28 protein-coding genes and 1 riboswitch are annotated in these 25,219 nt (G+C 29.7%); of the genes, 8 read left to right on the forward strand and 20 right to left on the reverse strand.

The features are described from left to right. Positions 1 to 5: 5 nt before the first annotated feature. The 5 genes from ABXG81_RS07590 to ABXG81_RS07610 all read right to left on the reverse strand — a co-directional run bounded on the left by ABXG81_RS07590 (position 6) and on the right by ABXG81_RS07610 (position 2,493). Entirely contained in the window at positions 6 to 167 is a 162-nt protein-coding gene (locus ABXG81_RS07590) for a hypothetical protein (protein WP_181965093.1), read from the reverse strand. Between the two features lie 63 nt (positions 168 to 230). After that, complete coding sequence (locus tag ABXG81_RS07595) at positions 231 to 404, reverse strand: hypothetical protein (RefSeq protein ID WP_181965094.1); 174 nt, start codon at positions 402 to 404, stop codon at positions 231 to 233. 77 nt (positions 405 to 481) lie between these two features. After that, positions 482 to 658, reverse strand: a complete 177-nt coding sequence (locus ABXG81_RS07600) for a hypothetical protein (RefSeq protein WP_181965095.1) — start codon at positions 656 to 658, stop codon at positions 482 to 484. 31 nt (positions 659 to 689) lie between these two features. Next, positions 690 to 1,787 (reverse strand): hypothetical protein, encoded by a 1,098-nt coding sequence (locus ABXG81_RS07605; protein WP_117519963.1) that lies wholly within the window; start codon positions 1,785 to 1,787, stop codon positions 690 to 692. A 1-nt stretch (position 1,788) separates the two neighbouring features. Further along, the gene (locus ABXG81_RS07610; protein ID WP_117519965.1) at positions 1,789 to 2,493 is read right to left on the reverse strand and encodes an ATP-binding cassette domain-containing protein; all 705 of its coding nucleotides are present in this window, start codon (positions 2,491 to 2,493) and stop codon (positions 1,789 to 1,791) included. Between the two features lie 178 nt (positions 2,494 to 2,671). Between ABXG81_RS07610 and ABXG81_RS07615 the strand changes: the two genes are divergently transcribed. From ABXG81_RS07615 to ABXG81_RS07625, 3 genes are read left to right on the forward strand one after another with little or no spacing between them, the layout of a single operon-like run. After that, positions 2,672 to 2,974, forward strand: a complete 303-nt coding sequence (locus ABXG81_RS07615) for a metalloregulator ArsR/SmtB family transcription factor (RefSeq protein WP_117519967.1) — start codon at positions 2,672 to 2,674, stop codon at positions 2,972 to 2,974. A gap of 9 nt (positions 2,975 to 2,983) precedes the next feature. Further along, entirely contained in the window at positions 2,984 to 3,211 is a 228-nt protein-coding gene (locus tag ABXG81_RS07620) for a cation transporter (protein WP_117519969.1), read from the forward strand. A 2-nt stretch (positions 3,212 to 3,213) separates the two neighbouring features. Further along, the gene (locus ABXG81_RS07625) at positions 3,214 to 5,058 is read left to right on the forward strand and encodes a heavy metal translocating P-type ATPase (protein WP_353528705.1); all 1,845 of its coding nucleotides are present in this window, start codon (positions 3,214 to 3,216) and stop codon (positions 5,056 to 5,058) included. 511 nt (positions 5,059 to 5,569) lie between these two features. Here ABXG81_RS07625 and ABXG81_RS07630 read toward each other — a convergent pair. Both ABXG81_RS07630 and ABXG81_RS07635 read right to left on the reverse strand, forming a co-directional pair. After that, a complete protein-coding gene (locus ABXG81_RS07630; protein ID WP_147318531.1) occupies positions 5,570 to 6,235 on the reverse strand; it encodes a hypothetical protein in 666 nt (221 codons plus the stop codon). Positions 6,236 to 6,637: 402 nt separating this feature from the next. Beyond that, on the reverse strand, positions 6,638 to 6,814 hold the full coding sequence (locus ABXG81_RS07635) for a hypothetical protein (RefSeq protein WP_181965096.1): 177 nt from the start codon (positions 6,812 to 6,814) through the stop codon (positions 6,638 to 6,640). Between the two features lie 101 nt (positions 6,815 to 6,915). Beyond that, positions 6,916 to 7,012, forward strand: a riboswitch (TPP riboswitch). 158 nt (positions 7,013 to 7,170) lie between these two features. On the opposite strand from ABXG81_RS07635, the gene thiS reads away from it, so the two are divergent. The 4 genes from thiS to thiH are packed head-to-tail and all read left to right on the forward strand — an operon-like array spanning position 7,171 to position 9,906. Continuing rightward, a complete protein-coding gene (thiS, locus tag ABXG81_RS07640; RefSeq protein ID WP_117519975.1) occupies positions 7,171 to 7,368 on the forward strand; it encodes a sulfur carrier protein ThiS in 198 nt (65 codons plus the stop codon). 1 nt (position 7,369) lies between these two features. Further along, positions 7,370 to 7,984: a sulfur carrier protein ThiS adenylyltransferase ThiF gene (gene thiF, locus ABXG81_RS07645; protein ID WP_353528706.1), complete on the forward strand. Its 615-nt coding sequence runs from the start codon at positions 7,370 to 7,372 to the stop codon at positions 7,982 to 7,984. Continuing rightward, entirely contained in the window at positions 7,974 to 8,744 is a 771-nt protein-coding gene (locus tag ABXG81_RS07650; protein ID WP_117519979.1) for a thiazole synthase, read from the forward strand. The genes thiF and ABXG81_RS07650 overlap by 11 nt, the downstream gene beginning before the upstream one ends. 1 nt (position 8,745) lies before the next feature. After that, positions 8,746 to 9,906 (forward strand): 2-iminoacetate synthase ThiH, encoded by a 1,161-nt coding sequence (thiH, locus tag ABXG81_RS07655; protein ID WP_353528707.1) that lies wholly within the window; start codon positions 8,746 to 8,748, stop codon positions 9,904 to 9,906. 390 nt (positions 9,907 to 10,296) lie between these two features. Here the strand turns inward: thiH and ABXG81_RS07660 are convergent, their stop codons facing one another. The 5 genes from ABXG81_RS07660 to ABXG81_RS07680 all read right to left on the reverse strand — a co-directional run bounded on the left by ABXG81_RS07660 (position 10,297) and on the right by ABXG81_RS07680 (position 14,151). Then, entirely contained in the window at positions 10,297 to 11,082 is a 786-nt protein-coding gene (locus ABXG81_RS07660) for a type II CAAX endopeptidase family protein (RefSeq protein WP_353528708.1), read from the reverse strand. A 416-nt stretch (positions 11,083 to 11,498) separates the two neighbouring features. Next, positions 11,499 to 12,020, reverse strand: a complete 522-nt coding sequence (locus ABXG81_RS07665; RefSeq protein ID WP_353528709.1) for an SH3 domain-containing protein — start codon at positions 12,018 to 12,020, stop codon at positions 11,499 to 11,501. Beyond that, on the reverse strand, positions 12,017 to 12,793 hold the full coding sequence (locus ABXG81_RS07670; RefSeq protein ID WP_353528710.1) for a CpsB/CapC family capsule biosynthesis tyrosine phosphatase: 777 nt from the start codon (positions 12,791 to 12,793) through the stop codon (positions 12,017 to 12,019). Before ABXG81_RS07670 ends, ABXG81_RS07665 begins: the two co-directional genes overlap by 4 nt. Beyond that, positions 12,793 to 13,449, reverse strand: a complete 657-nt coding sequence (locus tag ABXG81_RS07675) for a CpsD/CapB family tyrosine-protein kinase (RefSeq protein WP_353528711.1) — start codon at positions 13,447 to 13,449, stop codon at positions 12,793 to 12,795. The genes ABXG81_RS07670 and ABXG81_RS07675 overlap by 1 nt, the downstream gene beginning before the upstream one ends. Positions 13,450 to 13,455: 6 nt before the next feature. Next, positions 13,456 to 14,151, reverse strand: coding sequence for a Wzz/FepE/Etk N-terminal domain-containing protein (locus ABXG81_RS07680; protein ID WP_353528712.1), 696 nt, complete (start codon positions 14,149 to 14,151; stop codon positions 13,456 to 13,458). Between the two features lie 271 nt (positions 14,152 to 14,422). Between ABXG81_RS07680 and ABXG81_RS07685 the strand changes: the two genes are divergently transcribed. Further along, positions 14,423 to 15,901 carry a nucleotide sugar dehydrogenase gene (locus ABXG81_RS07685; RefSeq protein WP_288223343.1) on the forward strand — a complete coding sequence of 493 codons (1,479 nt, stop codon included), beginning with the start codon at positions 14,423 to 14,425 and terminating at the stop codon, positions 15,899 to 15,901. A gap of 35 nt (positions 15,902 to 15,936) precedes the next feature. On the opposite strand, the gene ABXG81_RS07690 is transcribed toward ABXG81_RS07685, so the two are convergent. The 8 genes from ABXG81_RS07690 to ABXG81_RS07725 form a co-directional block, all read right to left on the reverse strand. Continuing rightward, the gene (locus ABXG81_RS07690) at positions 15,937 to 17,133 is read right to left on the reverse strand and encodes an NAD-dependent epimerase/dehydratase family protein (protein ID WP_353528713.1); all 1,197 of its coding nucleotides are present in this window, start codon (positions 17,131 to 17,133) and stop codon (positions 15,937 to 15,939) included. A 15-nt stretch (positions 17,134 to 17,148) separates the two neighbouring features. Further along, positions 17,149 to 18,336: a UDP-N-acetyl glucosamine 2-epimerase gene (locus ABXG81_RS07695; protein ID WP_353528714.1), complete on the reverse strand. Its 1,188-nt coding sequence runs from the start codon at positions 18,334 to 18,336 to the stop codon at positions 17,149 to 17,151. An 11-nt stretch (positions 18,337 to 18,347) separates the two neighbouring features. After that, on the reverse strand, positions 18,348 to 19,382 hold the full coding sequence (locus ABXG81_RS07700; protein ID WP_288223346.1) for a polysaccharide biosynthesis protein: 1,035 nt from the start codon (positions 19,380 to 19,382) through the stop codon (positions 18,348 to 18,350). 104 nt (positions 19,383 to 19,486) lie between these two features. Continuing rightward, a complete protein-coding gene (locus ABXG81_RS07705; protein WP_353528715.1) occupies positions 19,487 to 20,629 on the reverse strand; it encodes an O-antigen ligase family protein in 1,143 nt (380 codons plus the stop codon). A gap of 40 nt (positions 20,630 to 20,669) precedes the next feature. After that, a complete protein-coding gene (locus tag ABXG81_RS07710; RefSeq protein WP_353528716.1) occupies positions 20,670 to 21,872 on the reverse strand; it encodes a glycosyltransferase in 1,203 nt (400 codons plus the stop codon). Between the two features lie 182 nt (positions 21,873 to 22,054). Beyond that, positions 22,055 to 23,287 (reverse strand): glycosyltransferase family 4 protein, encoded by a 1,233-nt coding sequence (locus ABXG81_RS07715; protein ID WP_353528717.1) that lies wholly within the window; start codon positions 23,285 to 23,287, stop codon positions 22,055 to 22,057. Next, complete coding sequence (locus tag ABXG81_RS07720) at positions 23,284 to 24,270, reverse strand: ATP-grasp domain-containing protein (protein ID WP_353528718.1); 987 nt, start codon at positions 24,268 to 24,270, stop codon at positions 23,284 to 23,286. Before ABXG81_RS07720 ends, ABXG81_RS07715 begins: the two co-directional genes overlap by 4 nt. Then, a complete protein-coding gene (locus ABXG81_RS07725; RefSeq protein ID WP_353528719.1) occupies positions 24,260 to 25,213 on the reverse strand; it encodes a GNAT family N-acetyltransferase in 954 nt (317 codons plus the stop codon). The genes ABXG81_RS07720 and ABXG81_RS07725 overlap by 11 nt, the downstream gene beginning before the upstream one ends. Positions 25,214 to 25,219: the final 6 nt, after the last annotated feature.

The raw sequence follows: 25,219 nt of genomic DNA on the forward strand, positions 1-25,219 counted from the left end.
AAAAGCTATATAGACCTATAATCAGTACCTTTTCTACTATAAATATATAAAAAAAGACCAATTATAAAAATAACAAATCCCAGCTCGCCTTCTTTAGAAAAGAACATAAAAACAGATAAGATTATCATTAAAATTCCTAAAGTCTTTTCTACTTTTATTTTTCTCATAATTATCTCCTCTATCTATGTATAAAAAATAGCCCCCCATGGGAAGGCTAAAATCTATTATAGTTATCTTGGTACATAGTTTTGATTTTCATTTTCGCTTTTCTTGCCTATACCAAATACAATGGCACCGATTAAAAGTACGAAAAATCCTAAGCCACCTCTTTTGTCAAAAAACATATATACAGAAAATAACATTACTATAGCACCAATTATTTCTGCTATCTTTCCTTTTTCCATAACTAATCCTTTCTTTATTTCATTTCTTCTAATGAAATTATACCCTAAAAATGAATTTTTATTGATAATTGATAGCTTTAATATTTACCATTTTTATTTTCATTTTCAGCAGTGCTTTTTACACCCATTAGTATAAATAATAGTCCCACAATTATTGCTAAAAGTGCAAATGGGATTTGATTCCTACTAAATTCTATAATTGCAACAATAATCCATATACCACCAATAATAAGTCTCAAATTTTTTCTATCCATTATAATCTCCTTTAATATTATTATAACTTTATTACTTAACAATGACCAAGATTAAAAAACTTATAAAAAATACTATAATAGGCAAAATATATTTTCTAGGATGCTTCCATATTTCATTTTGAGTTTTAGTATTAGTAATAGCTTTTTTAATTTCAAGCCAATAAGAAACAAAAATTTCAATTATAGATATTATTATCATATTCGCAACAAGTAGATATGATGAATTAATTTTATTATATGCTAGTATAGATATGAATAAATTAATTAAGACAAAATATATAGATAATAGTTTCCTATAGTTTGTCCTTAAGCTAATTTCAGAATTAGGAAACATCTTATCATAATCCCTCAATCCTTCACTTGAAGAAAACATAGTTAAAAGTGGAGTATTTACTGCTCCTAGTGAAGTTGCTATAACTACCCCCATTTCTTTAGGTAATACATAAACAGCAAAACATATCATTATAATTAGTCCTATAGTATTAATTATATAGACACTTTCTGCAAAAAAGAATTTTAGAAAATAATTTTTAATATGTAACTTAGAAATTCTTTCAATGCTCTTAGTTGAAAAATATAAATCTTTAAGTAAAAACCAAGATAAAAATAGATTAACTAGTGTTATTAATCCTCCATAAACTAAGTTGAAATTTATGACAATATATAAACTTAAAACAGAAGCTACGAATAAAAGCGCTAGTTTTCCTAAATTTAAGTTAAGGCTATTACAAGCTAAAGCAAACATAGCAGTAATTAGCATAATGTAAATTGCTTTTATATAAATATCATTGGGAGCCTTAAATATATATAAAGCTATGAATACTAATATTAACTTACTAAAAACTGTATCAATAATTACTGATAAAATAAATTTTAAATTTAAATCAGCTCTACTAACGGGCAAAGCATAATAACTTAAAATCCTATCATTACCAACATAAGCTCTTATGTAATAAAACACAGATCCCAATAAAGCTATTGATAAAAATATAAGGAATCTTTCATTAAATTCTATAAATTTAATATTTTTTAAAAATCCATCTAAAATAGCATAGCTTACCACTACATATACAAAGTATTTTATAATTCTCTGTCTATCCAGGAGATCTTTTTGAAAAACCTTAAACATTCTATACCTCAAAACTTTTAATTATCTCATCAGAGCTTAATTTACTTGTTATACGATTTTTATCACTAACTTTTCCATTATGAAGTAAAACATAGGAATCAGCAACTTCGTTTATAGATTCCAATATATGTGTGGACATAAAAATTGAGCCATACTCCTTATATTTCCTAAGCTCTTCATATAAAAATACAGTAGACTCAAAATCCAAACCATCAACTGGTTCATCTAAAACTAATAAAGGTAATCTAAGACCTAGGGCAGATATTATATAAAATTTTTTTCTATTTCCCATAGACAAATCTTTTAGTACATAATCTTCATATTTATTAAAATTAAATCCCTCTAATAAATGCTCAAGATAGTTTCTATCCATAGTCTTTCCATAAGTTTTATGTAGAAATTCAGTATATTCCCAAAAACTCCAATATCTAAAAGCAGTATCATCAGAAAAAACTGCAAGTCTGTTCTTCTTAAAATTTATATCCTTAAAATCAGAATCCTTACCTAAAAACTCTACCTCATCTACTTTAAAATTATGATGTATATCCATAATAGTTTTTATCAAGGTAGTTTTACCAGAACCGTTACTTCCTACTAAGGCCACAATTTCATTTCGATTAATAATAAAATTGCAACCATCTAAAATATTTTTTTGAACCTCATACCAAGACTTTAAGTTACAAACTTTAAAAAGTGTATCTGGCATCGACGCCTCCTTTTTTACTTTTTATACCAAATTTATACCCACTTTGATAAATTTATATATATATCATTTACATCCAAACTATTAATTAAATATAAAAGCAAACATTTACCTATTGACATAGCATTTTAATATGCTATAATAATCATATGAACAGTAATTCATATAATTAGGAGGTATTATGGATGATTCATTGAACAATGTCTCGGCTGAAAATTTAGAGTTATTATCTGATTTATTCAAAGTTTTTGGTGATCTTACAAGGATTAAAATAATGAATAAACTTTTTAATGGCCCTACTAGTGTTGGTGATATTGCCGAATCTTTGGATATGAGCCAATCAGCCATAAGCCATCAATTAAAATATTTAAAGGATGCAAGTCTTGTTAAATGTCAGAGAGAGGGTAAACTCATGCTCTATTCTCTAGCTGATAATCACATAAAGATTATTTTTAAGACGGGTATAGAACACATTAATGAATAGGAGGAATTTATGAAACTAAAATATAATGTAAAAAGTCAAAGTCTATGCGCAAATTGTGCTTCTAAAATAGAAGAAGCTATCAAAGAATTAGATGAAATCAACGATGCTAATCTATCTTTTATGACTGAAAAGCTTAAGCTAGAAGTAAATGATGATGCTGATGTCGATCATATAACTGAGCTTTGTAATCAAATTGCTGATAAACTTGAACCAGGAACATATTTTGTGGCTAAATAAAAATGTTTAAAGATATGACAGAAGATCATAAGAGTGAGCTAAAGAAACTGATTGTTCTTGCAGTGCTTACTCTTTCACTTGGTATATATGACTATAAATATATTTCAGGGCCTAGCCTTATAGTTGTTTTTGCTATAGTTTACCTTTTTACCGGATTTGAAGTTTTAAAAAAAGCAGGGCAAATGATAGTCCGTGGACAAGCCCTAGATGAAAATTTTCTGATGGCTATAGCTACTATTACAGCTTTTGCTATAGGTCAGTATACAGAAGCCATTTCTGTTATGCTATTTTATAGTTTTGGAGAATTATTTGAGGATATAGCAACTAATAAGTCACGTGAAAATATCAAAAGCCTATTAGATCTTGTTCCAGATACTGCCAATTTAATAAAAGAAGATGGATCAACTATCGAAGTTGACTTAGATGATGTAGAAGTAGGCGATATACTCCTAGTCCGTGATGGAGAAAAAGTTGGAGTCGATGGCCTAGTTATAGAAGGTAATGGACTAATAGATACCTCTTCAATTACGGGAGAATCTATGCCTGTAGAAATAGAAGAAGGATCTGAAATAATATCTTCTTCCATAGTAACAGAAGGTATTATAAAGATGCGCTGCCAAAAAGAATTTGATGATTCAGTTGCAGCAAAAATAATGGAACTTATAGAAGATTCTGCTTCTAGCAAGTCAAATAGCGAAAGGCTTGTTACAAAATTTGCTAGAATATACACACCAATTATTGTAGGTATCGCTCTAATAGTAGCCCTTGTACCTCCCCTATTTTTTGGTGGATCCTGGAATGATTATCTAATCCGTGCAGCAACCTTTCTAGTATTATCCTGCCCATGTGCCCTAGTACTTTCAGTACCTCTTAGCTTTATGTCAGGGCTAGGACTTGCAAGTGATAATGGTGTCCTTATTAAGGGAAGTCAATACTTTGAAACCCTTAATGAATCTAAAATATTACTTTCTGATAAAACAGGCACCCTAACTACAGGAGAATTTGTTGTTAAAAATATTGAATACTTTAATGATTGTGATAAAGATTTAATCTTAGATTATATCTATAACATAGAACTTATGTCCACTCATCCAATAGCCAAGGGTATAGTAAATAGCTTAAAAAGAAGCAAAAAAAATGATTTATTCAAAGATATAAGCAACGAAAAAGGCTTTGGAGTAAAGTCTATAAGCCAAAATAATGAAAAGATAAAACTAGGATCAGCTAGATACATTGGATTAGAAGAAGATAATGACAGGGCAGTTTATCTATCTATAAATGACAAGCCTGTCGCAAAAGTAATAATAGAAGATAAAATAAAGGATAAATCTCTTGAAACAATTAATAGTCTAAAAAAAGACTTTGACCAAATAATAGTAGTATCAGGAGATGGAGAAAACGCTGTAAAAAATACTGCTAAAGCTTTGAGCTTAGATAAGTACTACTCTCAAGTTATGCCAGACCAAAAACTTAAAATAATGAAAAACTTTCAAGAAAATGGTCAAAAAACAGTATTTGTAGGAGACGGCATAAATGACGCTCCTGTACTAACCAATGCTGATGTAGGCATTTCCATGGGAGAAACTGCATCAGATCTAGCTATAGAATCATCAGATATACTAATAGTAAATGGTGAATTTAGCCAAATGAAAAAACTAATGGCTATATCAAATCTAACAAATAGGACAGTTAGGCAAAATATTATTTTTATAATGTTAGTAAAAATAACCATCCTAGTCTTAGGATTATTTGGCTATGCAAACATGTGGCTAGCTATATTTGGAGATGTAGGAGTATCTATAATAGCTATATTGTGGGCTATGAGGATACTAAAAAAGAAAGTATAAGAGAAGACGAGCAAATGGCTCGTCTTTTTCATTGAAAAAGTATATAAATAACCTTCTCGACTAAGCGAATGAAATGAGCGCATGGAGAGATCTATGGTTATGGGTCATACGATGAGATTTCTCCACTTCGGTCGAAATGGGCATTATCCCCATTATCCTTGCTTCTATTTAAAAATATATAAAATAATTAACCTTCTCGACTAAGCGAATGAAATGAGCGCACGGAGAGATCTCCTTATTATCTTCCATGCATTAGGAATCCAGGGATTTCTCCACTTCGCTTTGCTTCGGTCGAAGTGGGCATTACTACCATTATCCTTGCCTATATTTAAAAATATATAAAATAATTAACCTTCTCGACTAAGCGAATGAAATGAGCGCACGGAGAGATCTCCTTATTATCTTCCATGCATTAGGAATCCAGGGATTTCTCCACTTCGCTTTGTTTCGGTCGAAGTGGGCATTACTACCATTATCCTTGCCTATATTTAAAAAATTATCTCACAATCTATTACAAGGATAACTGGTTAAATACCTCATCCTCATACTTATTCCATATTATAAAGCCTTGGGTCTTATCTTTACTTCCATCTTCTTTTTTGTAATTCTTATCAAGCCTACTATCTTCACCAGGAAGGTACTTTGCAGGAGTTCCTGGTATATATAAGTAATAGTCTGCATCTGGCTTTATACCTAGAGCAAAGTCTACATTTATATAGATATCATCATACCTACCATTTTCAGATGTAATCTCAAAATTATCTAGCTTCATCTTGTAGACATAGTCATTGACCTTTTCTATGATTTTAAACTTTCCCTTAAAATCAGAAGTATGGATCTCCTCACCTCTATGCCAGTTCCAAGCATAGTCAGTAAGACCTCCATCATATCCATCGTTTTTGATCTTTCCAAAGTATGATCCAGTAAAGTTACCATCTGAGCTAAACTCTAAGTTGGTCCAGCCTGTGTCTTCTCCATAGTTTCTTACAAGCTTTTGACTATCTAACTTTTCAAAAAGATAATCACTAATAGAGGCAATATCCACATCACTACTTGACTCTTCTTTTGCCTCCTCTTCTACATTTACAGTTTTTGGCATATCATTTTCTCCACCATTCTTACAAGAAACAAGAAAGGATAGAGAAAAAACTAGCAACATTATTTTATTTTTCTTCATTTTTATATTCATAATCATGCTAATACTATATTATTTAAAATAATTGCTTCAATATATGATAATGTTTATGATTGAATGAAGTTTGTTTTTTACCAAAGAGCGATTACAAGGCTATATATGGTATAATTGAAAGGTCTCCGAAAGGAGGTGATTTCAATGGAGATAGTACTCTATATAATGGAAAACTTAGTTTTCCCCTTGTTAGTTGCTTTATGTGCTAGTTATATAGTTTATAAGTGCAAAAACAAGTAAAAGAAAAGACAGTAGTTTACGGCTACTGTCTTTTTTGATCCCTCTGGAGAATCATCGTACTCTATATTATTTTTCCTTGATACTTTCAAGGGCTTTTTAGAGGTGGCTTCTCTTAAGATTATTATATCATTTTTACTTATTTATTCAATATCACCCCCCCTTATCCCCTAAGTTTTCCAAACACTCTTTTAAATACTCATCATCATGGTCAGGATAAATTGGATAGGTCAAATCTAATTTTTTTATAGACTCGTATGGCTCTACTGACTTTCCTCTATAAAGAGGGTTGCGCCATTTGCTATCAGTCTTATAATCGCATCTTTCCATCTAATCGTCACTTCTTAAAACCATTATACTATAAGAATTTTTACAATTATAAATAAATATACAAAAACCCTTGAAATATTTATAACTATGTCTTATAATGTAAGTGAAGCTAGGGGTGCTTCATAGCTGAGAGACTTTGGTCAACCCTTAAAACTTGATGCGGCTAATACCGACGAAAGAAAGCTAATTATTAGGCTAAGTTTTAAAGACTCTCTCAAGAGAGTCTTTTTATTTTATAATTTTTAAGTCTCTTAGAAATTAAATAAAGTTTTTGTTAGAGTGCTTTAAGCGCGAAGGGGCATACCACCACGGGTATGGTATTTCCTTCGCGCTTTTTTAATAAAGGAGGTGAAAATATGTTAAAAATAAATTCTAAAGAAATACAATTTATAGAAAATGAAAGTTTGTATGAATTACTTAAAAGGAGTAACTTTAATCCAGATTTTGTAGCTGTGGAAGTTAATGAAAAGTTAGTCAAAAGAGAAAATTTTAAAGAATATATCTTAGAAGACACATCAAATGTCGAAGTATTTTCATTTGTAGGAGGAGGTTGATATGGATGAAATTAGAGAGAAAGTGCTAAAAAGACAAGATCCTATAGTTAATGAAAAACTAAAAAATGCTAAAGTTTCTATTCTAGGTTGTGGTGGATTGGGGTCAAATATTGCTATGACCCTAGCCCGTAGTGGTATAGGAGAACTATTCTTATATGATTATGATATAGTGGAATATTCCAACCTCAACCGCCAAAATTATACACTTGATGAGCTTGGAGGAAGCAAGGCATATCTTACCAAAAAGAAAATAGAATCTACACTTCCCTATGTAAAATGCCATAGCAAAGACATATATTTAACAACAGAAAGTATAGATACTATTGTAGATAAAACAGATATATTTATAGAAGCCTTTGACAACAAAGAATCTAAAACTATGCTATTTGATTATTTTGTAGGTAGAAAGGACAAACTTCTCATCACAGGATCAGGTGTCTCAGGACTTGGTGAACTTTCCGATATAAAGATAAAACAAATAGAAAATGTAACTATGATAGGTGATTTTAATTCGAATCCAAATGATGGATTGTACCTAGCCTATGTTTCACTTATAGCAAATCTAGAAGCTCTAGTTGCTATAAAAATTATAAAAGGAGATTATAATGGAAAATAAAGATTATTTAGAACTTGGGGATAAGAAATTTACATCAAGATTCATACTAGGAAGCGGTAAATACTCTCCAGAACTCATAGATGCTGCCATCCAAAGTGCAGGGGCACAAATGATAACAGTTGCTCTTAGACGTGCAAACACAAAAGATGTAGCCAATATACTAAACTACATACCAAAAGATATCACAATCATCCCAAACACATCAGGAGCACGCAATGCAGATGAAGCAATCAGAATTGCAAGACTAGCACGTGAAATGGGTTGTGGTAACTTTGTAAAAATCGAAATAATGAGAGATACCAAATATCTCTTACCAGACAATGCAGAAACTCTAAAAGCTACAGAAATTTTGGCCAAAGAAGATTTTGTTGTACTTCCATATATGTATCCTGACCTAAACTACGCTCGTGATTTAAGAGATGCAGGAGCTTCTTCAATAATGCCACTTGCAAGTCCAATAGGATCAAACAAAGGCTTATCTACTAAAGACTTCATAAAAATAATCATAGATGAAATCGACCTACCAGTTATAGTAGATGCAGGTATAGGAACACCATCCCAAGCTGCAGAAGCTATGGAAATGGGGGCTGCTGCAATTATGGCAAATACAGGTATAGCAAGTGCTGGAGATATAACTATGATGGCAGAAGCCTTCAAGTTAGGTATCCAAGGTGGTAGACTCGCATATCTATCTAAACCAGGCAGAATCTTAGACAAGGGTGCAGACCCATCAAGCCCACTAAGGGACTTTTTTGATTAATATGAATATAAAAAATGTAGAAGATTATTTCCCAGGAATGGATATAATCGATTCAGATATAAAAGATAAAATTGATACTATATATAAGGAAGTCAAAAATAATGAAGTCAATGATGCTGATATAATATCATCTATGGAAAAAGAGAGTCTATCCTATCAAGATTTTTATAATCTTCTAAATGATAAAGATGGAAAGTTCTTAGAAATTATGGGAGATAAGGCATATAAAAAGAGAATAAGATACTTTGGTAACAATGTTACTCTATTCTCCCCTATCTATATAGCAAACTATTGTGAAAACTCTTGTAAATATTGTGGATTTAGAGCACAAAGCGATATCAAAAGAGCTAAGCTTGACTTTGAAGAGATAGAAGCTGAGATGGCAGCACTTGCTGCAACTGGTATAGAAGATGTATTGATCCTTACAGGAGAAAGCGAAAAATTTTCATCAATAGACTATATAGCAAAAGCTTGCCAAATAGCTAAAAGATATTTTAAAGTAATTGGTATAGAAATATACCCAGCAAATGTTGATGATTATAAAAAATTAAGAGCAGCTGGTGCTGACTTTGTCACAGTTTTCCAAGAATCCTATAATAAAGAATACTACGATTTCTACCATCCAGCAGGACATAAAAGATCATTCTCTTATAGGATAGATACTCAAGAAAGAGCTCTGATGGGCGGCATGAGAGGAGTAGGATTTGGAACACTATTTGGTCTTGGAAATCCTATAGAAGAAGCCTTCAAATTGGGAATTCATGCAAGCCTAATTCAAAAGAAATATCCAGATGCAGAAATAGCCATATCTCTACCAAGAATAAGACCTACCCATGGAGCAGATGAAAGCCTTATATTTGAAAATATAATAGACGATAAGAAATTTTTCCAAATACTATTAGCAATTAGAATATTCTTGCCATATGCATCCATAACCTTATCTACTAGAGAATCAAGAAACTTTAGAAACCTAGCTGTAAAATATGCAGCTACAAAAGTATCTGCATCAGTAGACACTTCTATAGGTCACAGATCTAAGAAAAGCGAAAATGGTGGCGGAAGTCAATTTGAAATAGATGATAAAAGAAGCACTGATGATGTAGTAAATGACCTCAAAGATATAGGTATGACCGCTGTTTTTACTGACTATATAAATTTATAATAAGCTATAATATAAACATTGACACCTAACTTAGAGACCTCTCCGCTTCGGTCGAGGTGGAGTGGATGAAGATTTCAACATATTAATTCTTATTTCGAAAAACTTATATAAAGTGCAAAAGGCAACCATCTCGACTAAATGAGCGTAGCGAATGCATGGAGAGATCTCTATTTTAATTGTATGAGCAAATTTATACTCCAAGCTTAAAAACCTCTCCACTTCGGTCTAAGTGGACATAGGATGCAGTGATCTAGGTGGATATGGATAATTAGTCTAGGTGCATATAGCAGAAACAGTAGGTGAGTGCATTATTATAATGATAATTCAGACAAAAAGCTTAAATCTAATTTTAAAAAGCTCCCAAGTCCTAAAATAGACTTGGGAGCTTCATTATTTATAAACTGATTTTTTTCTCCTATAAAGATAGTACACTATAAAGATCATAATTATATTAATGATAAATACAAAAATACTACCTTCCATCTTAAAACCACCACCAGATATAAGCTGATTTTCAGTTATTTTTATATTATATAAATGAGGATAATCATCCGCTAAGGAAACTGTACCAAAGATAATACCGCCAAAAGTATTCCATATGAAATGCATAATTACTGGAATAACTAGGGAATTGCTATACTCCAAAATAATAGTCATCAATAAAGACATAGTTATTACATTGATAACAGCTATAGGTCCAGCCTCAAATGCTCCTCCATGCATAAAGGTAAATATCAAAGTAGTAACAATACTTGCAACCCACAGATTGTATTCCCTTTTTATTAGTTGATAAATATAACCCCTAGCCAAAAGCTCTTGCATAATAGTATTTATAAAAGCCGAAAATATCCAAAGTGAAAGAATATTTATAGAATTCTTGCTTGTTATTTCTAAATATCCAAATACTTTAAGTAAACAAAATGGTAAAAAGAACCAAATAAATCCAGCTAGTATAGCTAATGCTACATCTTTGATAGACTTATTATAAGGAAATACAATTATATTATCCTTATCCATCCTATAAAATATATATGTAATTATTATAATTGCAGCAAAAGAGATCAATTCTGCTACAAAACGCCATTTAGCATCATCAAGACTATCCGGTATGGGAATCAATACAGATAAAACTAGCCATGTCACAAAAAATATAATAGATTTTAAAATAGTTTTCATTAATTTTTCCATAAAATTACTATACTAATTAATTTTTTGGAATACAATAGAAATAAATAATAAAATATATTGATCTATAAATCAAATATATTAATTTATTGTTTTTCACTTTTCTACTACTTATTCCTTTACATATCAAGATTACTTTAAGCATTACCTATATAACTTATTTCCAAATTCCACTACTTCCAACTCCTCCTTACCAGCTAAGTCTATTCCTAATACCAGCTCAGCTAATTCACATCATATCGGCAAATTAATCATACAATCTCCCGATTACTCACTCCAACTCGACCAATTATTCACTCCAACTCGACCGAAGCGGAGAGGTCTCTTAAACCAAAATAATTGCTAATATATTTATAAATTCAAAAAACTACCAAGCAAAACCCATGAGTTTCAATTGGTAGTTCAAATTAATTATTAACTTCTTGAAGCAAATCCTTTACAACATAGCCAGTTTTACCTTGGTATTCTAGCTTCACCCAAGCCTTTCCATTAGCTTCTAATTCTTCCAATGCCTCAAATTCTGTACCTAAATCTATAGCTGTGATAATATTATCTGCATTAGTATTAGGATCAGTTCTTAAGTTTAGAGAATTTGTCGCCTTGTATTTTTTCTTATTATTGCTATTGTTTGCGTTATTATCCTTATTATTTTCATTAGGATTTTTCTTATCTTCTTCTTTTACTTGATCATTATTCCCATTCTGATCTTTATTTTTTTCTTGATTTTGATTATTAGATGCTTGCTGATTATCCTGATTTTCTTTTTTATCTGCTTGATTATTTGTATCATTGCTGTCTTTAGCATCTTCCTCTTTGTCAAAAACAGAATCTACCTTGACATTTTTGCTCTCATAATGGTCTTCTTCTTTATTACAAGCAGCAAGACTTAATAGAATCATTGCAGAATAAATTAAATTTTTAGCTTTCATTTTCTTCTCCAAAAATTAAATATCCCCTTTTTTTCTCTTTTCTCTGGCTTTATTATCTTATCATACTCACTTGATATAAATTCATCATTTATAACCTTAGCTGGATTGATAGTTGAAAGTATCTCAAATCTTTCTTCTGATACGATTTTTAGCATCTCATCCTTATATGCTCTAATATCAGGATTTCTCCATTCAGATTGATGAGAATCCGTTCCTATTATATGAACCATATTTCTTTCTAAAAGCTCTCTAGTAATCTCAAAATTAGACTTAATAGATGAATAGTTTATTTGTATAAGAGCCCCCATTTTTATAAAATCTTCCAACCATTCTATATTATTTTCTACATAGGGATATCTTTCCACATGAGCTATGATTGGAACATATCCTTCAAGCTCTAAATTATAGAACAAATCCTTCAAAAAAGTGGGTTTATTTACAAAAGATAGCTCACAAAGCACATATCTAGAGTTATTAAGAGTAAGCAAATCTCCACTCTTAATTTTTTTTATCATGTCAAGCTCAACTTGAATTTCATGACCTGGATAGACTTTAAAATCTAAAGTTCGTTTTTCAATCTCATCATTTATAATAGAAACTTTTTCTTTTATCTCGTTAGCATCTACCATGTATCTTGACTTATCATAGTGGCTTGTAGCTATGATCTGATCAAATCCAGCTTTTTTATAAAGCTCGACCATCTTAATACTTTCATCAAGATTACGAGAGCCATCATCAACCCCATATACGAGATGATTGTGTATATCTATCATTAATAATAATTCCCATACTTTTTATGTTTCATAGGTACATGAGTAAGTACAGTACCTAAGATATTAGCATCTACTTTTTTGAGATTATCCAAAGCTTGAACTATCTCTTCTCTTTTAGTATCAGAAGATTTGATAGCAAAAATAACTCCATCACATAGGGTAGATACAACGGATGCATCTGTAAATAGTCCTGCTGGAGGAGTATCTATAAATACATAGTCATAGATATCAGAAAGTTGTTCAACTAAGTTCTTATATGCTTTAGAGGCCAAAATCTCAGCAGGATTTGGTGGTATAGGACCAGTAAAGATCATGTCAAAATTTTCTTGGTCAGGATCAGTATTGATTATCCTAGAATAATCAACCTTTCCTGTCAAATAATTGGTAAGACCAATATTATTATCCACACCAGATATCAAAGGAATAGTAGGCTTTCTAAGGTCGCAGTCAAGTAATATTACTTTATCGCCATTTTCCGCAAAAGATTTAGCCAAATTGTATATAATAGTAGACTTACCCTCTGCTGGCTTTGTAGATGTTATAGATATAACCTTATTCTTCTTATCAACTCCACTAAATTGTATATTAGTTCTTACTGAACGTATAGCTTCATCATACATAGATGAGCTGTAGTAACCATAATTTTTCTTTGCCATAATCTCTTATCCTTGTTTCTTATCTGGAATCACACCGATGACTGGTATATCAAAATATTCCATAACTTGTTCTTGAGACTTTATAGTCTTATCTGATAGTTCCTTAAATATTGCAATAAGCACTCCCAAAACTAAACCTAACACAATACCAATAGCTGTATTTTTCTTAATATTTGGTGATGAAGGTCCTTCAGGAAGTGTAGCTCCATCTAGTATTTGTACATTGTCAACTTTCATGATATCGCCAATAGAATCTTTAAATATATTAGCTGTCTCATTAGCAATATCCTTAGATCTTTCAGGAATAGTATCAACAACTTTTACAGATATTATCTGAGTATCTTTCACAGGTTCAATAGATACTTTTGATGAGAACTCTTCATAATCCATATCAAGATCCAAATTATTTATAACCTTATCAGCTATGCCTTTTGACTTAACCACTTCTGAATATGTTGAAGTAAGAGCCTTATTAGCTTGAATTTGGTTATAATCAACATCAGTTTGAGGATTATTAGGATCATTATTTTGTGTTGAGCTACTAACAATCATAGTCGCATTAGAATCGTACTTAGGTGTTACAACATATTTAGATAATGCAAAACTAATAACTCCAACTATTATTGAAAATAGAATAATCAAAGGCAAGTGCTTAGAAAGTTTTTTCGATAATTCCACTAAGTCAATTTCTTGTTCGTCCATTTATTTTCTCCTTGTTACTTTTAATATATATAACCTCTTAACTAAAGAAATTATAATCATAGCTATCTTATAGTTTATAATAAAACAACTCAAGTTTCAATATTTATTTCACAATTATATATAAAAATGATCAATAATAATAAACCATGTTATTTTAAACATCATATTAGTGTGATTTTATCAATATATATCTTGATATTGTTATTTAAATTGACATCATGTATGAAAAATGCTATTATATAAACATTAATTAATAGAAATGGAGAAAATTATGAAAAAACTATCAGTAAGCAAACTCGCTGATACAGTGATAAAAAATCGTAAAGAAAAAGACTTAACTCAATCAAAATTAGCAGAAATAAGTGGAATAAATAGAGCTATGATAAGCCGATTAGAGTCTTGTGACTATATTCCTTCTATAGACCAACTACAATCTTTAGGAGAAATATTAGATTTTGAAATTGTAGATCTATTTGAAGAAGAAAATAAAATTTTAAATATTAGAACAATAAATAAAAAATATAATATAGCAGTAGCAGGTACAGGTTATGTTGGCATGTCAATAGCAACTCTTTTATCCCAACACAATCATGTAACAGCAGTTGATATAATCCCTGAAAAAGTAGAACTAATCAATAAAAAACAGTCTCCTATACAAGATGACTACATAGAAAAATATCTTAAAGAAAAAGATTTAGATCTAATAGCAACTTTAAACGCAGAAAGTGCTTATAAAGATGCAGATTTTGTAATCATAGCAGCTCCAACAAACTATGACAGCAAGAAAAACTTCTTTGACTGCAAAGCTGTAGAGGATGTTATAGAATTAGTTCTAAAAGTAAATCCAAGTGCGACTATGATAATAAAGTCAACCATCCCCGTTGGATATACAAAATCTATAAGAGAAAAATATAATACAAAAAATATAATCTTTAGCCCAGAGTTCCTACGAGAATCTCAAGCCCTATACGACAACCTATACCCTTCCAGGATAATAGTTTCTTGTGATGATAATTCTAGAGATAGAGCAGAACTTTTCGCTAATCTATTGCAACAAGGTGCTATAAAAGAAGATATAGATACGCTATTTATGGGTTTTACAGAGGCAGAAGCCGTTAAACTATTTGCAAATACCTATCTTGCTCTACGTGTATCATATTTTAACGAACTAGACACCTATGCAGAAAGCAAAAATCTCGATACAGAAGAGATAATAAACGGAGTATGTCTAGATCCAAGAATAGGCACACACTACAATAACCCAAGTTTCGGTTACGGTGGATACTGCTTACCAAAAGATACCAAACAACTTCTAGCAAACTTCGATAAAGTTCCTCAAAATATGATTTCTGCTATTGTTGATTCAAACAGTACTAGAAAGGACTTCATAGCAGACCAAGTTTTAAATATAGCCGGATACTATGATTACAATAGTCAAGACCAGTATAATCCAAATAATGAGAAAGAAGTTACTATAGGTGTATACAGGCTAACAATGAAATCAAACTCAGATAACTTCCGCCAATCATCTATTCAAGGCGTAATGAAGAGAATTAAGGCTAAGGGAGCAAATGTAATAATATATGAACCAACCCTTGAAAATGGGGAGACATTCTTTGGTTCAGAAGTTGTAAATGATCTAAAAAAATTTAAAAAGAAAAGCCAGGCAATCATAGCAAATAGATACGATGACTGCCTGGATGATGTAATTAATAAAGTATATACTAGAGACATTTTTAAAAGAGACTAAAAAGGAGAGCAAAAGCTCTCCTTTTATACTGGTTCTTATACTGGTTCAAAAAAAGTATCAGGATTTTCAGGATCAAATATCTCATTACAAGTCATAACAGTCACTAAATCTTCTGTTTCTGACAAGTTGATAATATTATGAGTCCATCCAGGAATCATATATATTGCTTCAATCTTATCGCCACTTACTTCAAATTCGACCATTTCACTTGTATTGATATTTCTTTCCTGAATAAGTCCATGACCATGCACTACTATAAATTGTTCCCATTTTGAGTTATGCCAGTGTTGGCCTTTAGTGATACCAGGTTTACTTATATTAATGGATACTTGTCCACAATCTCCAGTATGGATTAATTCAGTAAAGCTTCCCCTATCATCAACGTTCATCTTCATTTGGTATTTAAATTTATCTGTAGATAGGTAAGTCAGATATAGTGAAAATAGTTTTTTAGCAAATGAACCTTCAGGCATTTTTGGCATCATTAGAGTCTTTGGTTGAGATTTAAATTCTTCTAATAAATCTACAATTTCACCTAAAGTAACATGATGAGTTACTGGAACACAACAGAATTTTCCGTCTGCTTTTAAAACAGTGTTTACCCCATCGAAATCACAGTGCTTTTCTTTTCCTTCTATTAAATCGAACATACCCTCTATAAGGTCCTCAATGTATAGCACTTCTAATTCAGTAGACCTATCATTTACGTGATATTCTTTATCATTTGCAACTGCCCAGCAAAATGTGCTTATGGCACTATTATAATTAGGCCTTGAATGTCCCATCAAATTTGGAAACCTATAAATATATATAGGCGCGCCAGTTTCTTCTTGATATTGGAAAAATAAATCTTCACCAGCTTTTTTACTCTTGCCATATTCACTATCAGAAAATCTACCAGCTAGTGTAGCTTGAATTGATGAGGATAGCATAATTGGTGCTTTATTATTGTATTTCTTTAGTGTATCCAGAAGTTTTGAAGCAAAGCCAAAGTTACCTTTCATAAAATCTTCTTCATTTTCTGGTCTATTAACACCCGCCAAGTTAAAAACAAAATCAGCATTTTGGCAATATTTTTCTAAATCTAGCTCACTACTTTCTAAATCATATTCATATATCTCATCAATTGTTATATTAGGTCTAGTTTTATTCTTATCATCTCTTATGTTCTTAAGATTATTAACAAGAGCGGTACCTACCATACCCTTTGAACCTGTAACTAGTATGTTCATTTTTATCTCCCTTGATTACTGTTTTCTCCAAACCATCTTGTTAACAACATTTATATATCCTTGGATAATTCTAACAACTTTCATTGATACATTTTCATCAGTATAGTCAGGACTCGGTTTACCCAAAACTCCATCAAGTTTCATTTTTATGGCCATGTCAGTTGCATTTATCAATTCTCTTGTTGTTATTCCAGCTAAAATGAAATTTCCAGTTTCCAATGCCTCAGGACGTTCAGTCGATGTTCTAATACATACAGCAGCTATAGGACTTCCAATAGATAGATAGTAACTACTTTCTTCTGGTAGAGTTCCACTATCACTAACAACTGCCAATGCATTCATTTGGAGATTATTATAGTCATTAAATCCTAGAGGCTCATTGACACGGACTCTATAATCTAATTCAAATCCACTTTCTTCAAGTCTCTTCCTAGATCTTGGATGACATGAATATAAAATTGGCATATCATACTTTTCTGCAAGAGCATTTATTGCCGAGAATAGGCTGATAAAATTTTCTTCTGTATCAATATTTTCTTCTCTATGAGCAGAAAGCAAGATATATTTGTCCTTCTCTAGGCCAAGTCTATCTAAAATATTACTTTCCTTAATCTTTTCTAGGTTCATGGAAAGAACTTCTGCCATTGGTGATCCTGTGACAAATGTTCTTTCTTTTGGCATTCCCATTTCATGCAAGTATTTTCTAGCTGGCTCTGAATAGGGAAGGTTAACATCTGAGATTACATCTACAATTCTTCTATTAGTTTCCTCTGGTAGACATTCATCCTTGCACCTATTTCCTGCTTCCATATGGAACAATGGTATATGAAGTCTTTTTGCTGATATAGCTGATAGGCAAGAATTGGTATCACCTAAAACTAAATATCCCTCTGGATTGAGGTCAGATAAAATTTCATAACTTCTTGCAATAATATTTCCACAAGTTACTCCAAGATTATCGCCTACAACTGGAACAATCATGTCAGGTCCGTACTCCCCTTGACTATTAGTTAGCTCGAAATCTTCCCAAAAAACAGTACTTAAGTTTTTATCCCAATTTTGATTATAATAAATAACACAAGTATCGAAATATTCCCTGCATCTTTTTATAACAGCTGCAAGTCTTATTATCTCTGGTCTAGTTCCAAGTCCTATACAAAGTTTTATCTTTCCATTATTTTGCCAATTAAATGTATAATCCATGTCAACTCTCTTTAATCTTCTAATAATCTCTTTCGAATATAATCTAATTTACCTATAGTTTCTTTTGTTTCTTCCAAATTTAGCATCTTCGTATTGTTACTATTAAACTCTGTCAAAGTATTTCTATCAGAGTCACCATCCCTGAAGAACTTATCATAATTTAAACTACGGTTATCAGCCGGTACCCTATAAAAATCCCCCATATCTACTGCTTTCTCGCATTCCTCATTAGTAAGTAATGTCTCATACATCTTTTCACCATGACGAATACCTATAACTTTTATATCATCTTTATTACCACCAAATAATTCACATACAGCTTCAGCTTGAGTCTTTATTGTACATGCTGGCGATTTTTTAATCAATAGATCTCCATTTTTTCCACTTTCAAATGCAAACATTACTAAATCAACTGCTTCTTCTAAACTCATTATAAAACGTGTCATAGAAGGTTCTGTTACAGTAATAGGATTTCCAGATTTAATTTGATCTATCCAAAGAGGAATTACTGAACCTCGTGAACACATTACATTTCCATATCTAGTACAACATATTTTAGTATTTCCAGAATTTCTTGATTTTGCTATAGCAACTTTTTCTTCAATAGCCTTTGTTATACCCATGGCATTGATAGGATATGCAGCCTTATCAGTTGATAAGCAAATAACTGTGTCAACTCCTTCTTCAATTGCCGCTGTAAGTACATTATCAGTTCCAATAACATTAGTCTTAACAGCTTCCATAGGGAAAAACTCACAAGAAGGCACCTGTTTCAAAGCCGCTGCATGAAATACATAATCAACACCTCGCATGGCATTTCTACACGACTCAATATCTCTGACATCTCCAATATAAAATTTAATTTTGTCAGCAACATCAGGCATACGAACTTGAAAATCGTGACGCATATCATCTTGTTTCTTTTCATCTCTTGAAAATACTCTTATCTCAGCTATATCTGTTTTTAAAAATCGATTTAACACTACATTTCCAAATGAACCTGTTCCACCTGTAATCATTAATATTTTATCTTCAAATATACTCATATAAACACTCCATAAACATCTAAATAATTAAACACACTATATCACAATACTTCCAAAAATCCCAATAATTTTATAATTATAAGATTTAATCTCTTATAAATATTTTAATCTTTCATAGAAAATAAAATACCAAATAAAAGCCAAAGAAAGTAACATTTAATGCCTGGCCCAAACGGAGCTAAACCTTCAAATAAACTATTAATAAAATATCCTATAGAAAGAAAATATAAAATTTCCCATAAATCATTACTTTTTCGTTTTATTGATGTAATGAGCGGTAATAAAGATATATATATAAGTATCCCTCCCGCAAATAGCCCAAATTGCAAAATAGCTGATAATGGAAAACACTCAAAATAAAATGGTCCTATACCAGTCAACCAATTATTTTTAATTAAAATTGGGAATTCTCTAATTATACTAATTCTTCCAGAACTTAAATTATCTAAGTCATTAATATCTCTTCCAGCAAATATAATATTATTTAATACTATATCATTAAAATTATCGCTTATAAATAATAATATTAATAAAAGTATTCCTCCTATAATTACAATTATTTTCTTCTTTTTATTCATGCTTTTAGAAAAAATAATAAAAAAAGATACAATTACTAAACCTAAAATAGTTGCCCTTGAACGAAGAATAACTAACATAAAAATTTGGAATATAATTATTAATATTTTAATAATATTTTGAAAATTATTTTTAGGTTTAAAATAACAGTAAAAAATAATTACTGATGTAAATAGAATTTGAGAAAGCGAATTTTTTGAAGAATAAGCATAAATTCTTGTATTCAAGCTAAATCCAAATCCAAAATATTTTATAAATACTACAATTGATACAATTAATGATGATAAAACATATGATATCACAATCTCTTGAAAAGTATCTCTATTAAAAAATGGACTTATTAAACTTCCTATTATAATTATAAATAATGATATCGCCAGTGAATAAATCATTGAAGATGAAAAATAATTTTTATTATAAATAATAGAAAACGTCAATATCAATATTATGAAAATAATTGTCAATAATAATAATTTAAATAACTGTCTAGATATCTTGAAGCGATTAATTGATAATAAAATTATAAATAATAAAAACCATATAGGAATACTTATAATCTGAGTTTTATCATTATTAACAAAATAAGGCAATTGAGATAAATTAGATAATATACAAGCTAATACAATTAAAATTTTTGAAATCTTATTTTGATTTATTTTTGTATTCATCATTTAACTTTCCTTTCAATCTAAAATATATCAACTAATATTCTTATCTAGTAATTTTCTCCAAATAGCTCTTAGCAACATTATAGTCTGAGTATTTATTTGCAGTAACATACGCATTATTAGCTATTTTTTTTATTTCCTCAACTTCAGAACTCATTATCTTTTTTAATAATTTATTTAATTCATAACTATCTCCTTGTTTACATAAATAACCATTCAAATTATTTCTTATAACACCATCAACTCCACCATCCTTAGAGGCTATAGTTAGACAACTAGCCGCCATAGCTTCAAGATATACTAATCCGAAAACCTCATTAGTACTTATCATTATAAAAATATGAGTATCTTGTAAAACTTCCATAACTTCATCTCGGGATATATGCCCTAAAAAGTTAACCTTATCATCACAATTTAATCTTTCAGTTAATTTTTTCAATTCTTCTTCTTGAGCTCCATCCCCCACTATATTCAATTCCCACTCTACTTCTATATTAGATAAAGCCTTTATAATAGAATCAACATTTTTATAACTTACTAATCTACCTACAAAGGTGATTTTCCATTTTTTTATATTTTCATATTTATTTAAATATAAATTGTAATGATTTAAGTACTCATTTGGAACCCCAGAATTACAAACAAACGGCAATATATCTAGACCCAATATATCTTTAGCTTCTTTTGCTTGGTATACAGATCTAGCTCCAATTCTATCTATATTTTCAATATATTTACTTGCATTAAATTTTTCAGAATTAATGTAACCCATACCATGTAAAACTATAGCTGTTTTACAATTATAAATAGACTTTAATTCTGATATAATCTCCATTTGAGGACTAGCCCAATGTCCAGTGATAACATCAGGTTTAAATTTATTATGTTTTAAAATTCTATTTATTTTATTCACTTGATTTTTTATCGTCCTATTGCCAGGACTGGTATGAGGAATATATTTTTTTATGGGTAGCCTAAATACTTTAGCACCTTGTTGTTCAAAATATTTCTTTCTGACCCCATCATAGTCCGAAATAGGAAATCCCATGTCAAATTCTAATTTACTCTTTATTCGTTTTGGAAGATCATGAATAAATCTAGGGTAACTATGTGAATTATGGATGACTATAATTGAATGTCCTTGACGCGACCATTCTTTTACGAAACTATTTACTATATTTGTTGATCTGTCTCTCTTTCCTAGAGACTCATCTCTATAAACTGATGTTAGTATTAATATATTCATTCTTTTTCTTTCTTTTTACAATAAATAATATTTTTATTTAAAATTTGATAAACTATACAAAACATTTCTTTAAATTTAATAAATAAAAAAGTTATATTTGTATATTGACATATTTATAAATTAATTAGCTTTTATAATAAATATTTATTATATTTTAAATATTCTACTTTAAAAAAGTTACTTTAATTAAACTTTTCAACAATTTTTTTATAGGAATAATAAACATCAAAATTATTTTCTAAAAATTTATATGAATTTATCTTTTTTTTATCTACTTTCTCTTCATTAAGTTCTTCTAATATTTTATATATAGTTTCTTTAAATTCTTTTAAATTATTATTATTTATCCACCAACCAACATCGTTGCTGACTATATCTAAACCTATATCAGTGCTTGTATCAGTTATTGCTAAAATAGGTAATTTCGCTTGAAGATATGTTAAAATTCTACTCGGATAATTAGGTATGGTAAATCTATAATCTAAAGAGATTAATCCTATATCAGATGCGGCAACTAATCTTTCAAATTCTTCTTTTTCTACTCTTTCCATAATTATTAAATTATTTAAACTGAATTTAGATTTAGTATTTAATATATAATTAAATTCAGTGCCATTACCAATAATCAGAAATAATATATCATCGATATCTCGAACACTATATATACATTGTAAAAGATATTCTAAACCTTGTGGTTTTCCTAAATTACCACCATAAATAAATATTTTCTTATCTAAAGGAAGACTATATTCATTCCTTACATATGTTCTTTCTTTTACATCTATACTTATATCTACAGGATCAATACTATTTGGTAAAATTTCAACTTTACGTTTATCTATCTTAGAATTATTTTTTAATAAATACTCAACATTTGCTTTTGACATACAGCCAATATAATCCGAAATTTCATAAAGCTTTTTCTCTTTATTCCTAAAATACATATAAATAGGACTCCTTTTACTAAAAAAGCCTAAATCAACTGCATTCTGAGGAAATATATCTTTAAGCATAAGATATGCCATAGATTGATCCCTTTTTTTTAAGTACTTTATTACTTTATAAAATGTAATAGGTGGAGTGGGATAAATAATCAAGTCAAACTTAATATTGCTTAAATATTTTTTTATAGCCTTTATATATTTTTTTTCAATATCAATAGTTGATATTCCTTTTTCTAACTTATTAGTTTTAGTAATATTCCCTATCAAGACATTTAAATAGTTAACCCCATCAATTTTTATTAACTTTTCAGATTGACCATTATATAATCTTTTTTCTATTGGATTTAATATATATACATCAAAATCATTTTCAATAAATTTGTTTAGTAAACTTGTATATATCCCATTAGAATCAATATTTGATGGGTTTATATTACTTAATGATAAAAAAATAAGATTTTTTTTGTTCATATATTTTCCAATCCTATGATAGACACTTCATTATATTTCATCATATAAACACCATCTTCATATGAAATATCTTTTTTATTTTTTATATTATTTAGATTATTTAAGATTAGTTTCATATTATTAACCCCACATTCATAGGCATGAGGATATCCTCCTCCAAATCTTGGGTTGACTTCTGAAATATAATACTCTCCATCTACATCAAATATATCTATATCTATCTGTCCTCTAAACCCTGCTTCTTTTACAAATTTTTCAATTAGCTCAAATAATCTCTCATCTTTAAAAGAAACGGATTTATCAGTTTCACCAGCTCTCATTAGGATTTTCTTTTTAGTAAATATAGAAACAACTTCTCCACTAATTAAGTCGATGTATACATCTGCACCAATTTCTTGTCCATTTAGGAACTCTTGAATCATTAAACCATCATGGTCTTCAAATAGTAGGTCTACTTGCTTTTTACTATCGACTTTATTAATTAATAAGGAGGCACTTCCGTCATAGGGTTTTACAAAAACAGGAAAAGATATATTACCTTTATCCAAATCCGTATAGAACTCATTTTTATCTAAATAGCTTTTTGCACTATTATATCCATTATTTTTTAGCCAATTGAACATATTCATTTTATCAAGTGCAAGCTCACAGCATTCATAAGATGATCCTATTATTGTTATGCCAATTTCTTTAAACCTATCTTCATTTTTTGCCAAGAGTGAAAGTTCAGGATCTATCAGTGAAAGTATGCCATCAATATTTTCTTTCTTACATATATCTAAAATAATATCAATATAATTAGGATCAGTTATCCTAGGAACAATATAGTATTCGTCAGCCTCATATAAAGCTGGAGCAAGTTCACTCATATCAGTTGCTATTGTCTTTCCATCTTTATTATTTTCTTTGAAATATTGAATTATTTTATTTCTTGTTCCTGCACTAGTTACCAGTATATTTTTATCTTCTGAGTTAATATTCATTGTTATCTCCCATGCTTAGCATCCAATTATTCCAGTTAAGAAAGTCATCCTTTGAAATTTTAGTATTAAGTAATCTTCCTCCAAAATATCTAATTGGATAATTATTATAAAATCCTAATTTTTCAAGGTCATTCCTTAGGTCACTATCTATACTGTTCCATAAGGTAACTTTTTTTATATCTGTATCATAACAGAGATTTATTATTTTATTAAATAAAGAAAAAAATTCGTCTTTACTTTTATATATATAGTCGATAATATTTATCTGATCGTTATACTTTTTAGCAACTATAAACGAAGAAACTGCATTGTTATCAATAATACAGTAATTAATATACTCATTATTAGGATTATTATAATATCTCCGCTTTAAAACTGAAGAATCCTTATTTACAATAAATTTCGATGCATCCAGACTTAATTTGTCATAATCATTATTAAAACTATTGTCATTTACAATTTTAAACTTCTTTTTACAAGAAATCTTATCTATATTTATATCACCAATATTATTCTCTAAAGTTGGTATCTCATAGATATTATTCCATTGTAGTTTACTTATAAATGTTCTATGAGAGATATTATTAGGATAACCCCAAACCATCTCATAACCTTGATTATACAGATTTTTATATAGTTTATCTGCTAAAGTAACAAACAAACCACGTCCTCGATAATCTGGATGTGTCATTGTGTTTAAAGAAATGGCTGTCTTAAATGTTTGATTTTTAAACAATAATTCTCTTGGACTAACTGCATAGAATGAAACTAATTTAGAAGCATTTATAGCTACTATTATTTGGATATCATCATAAGGATTGTCTAAATATCTCCATTTAAAATAATCATCTGTATTTAATTTTCCGAAACAATCCTTGTATAGACTTTCAATCTCGGATAAATAATTGTTAAAGTTAGTTCTATTTATATAAATATATTCCATAAATTT

This window comes from Anaerococcus nagyae (genome assembly GCF_040364225.1).
Lineage (GTDB): Bacteria > Bacillota > Clostridia > Tissierellales > Peptoniphilaceae > Anaerococcus > Anaerococcus nagyae.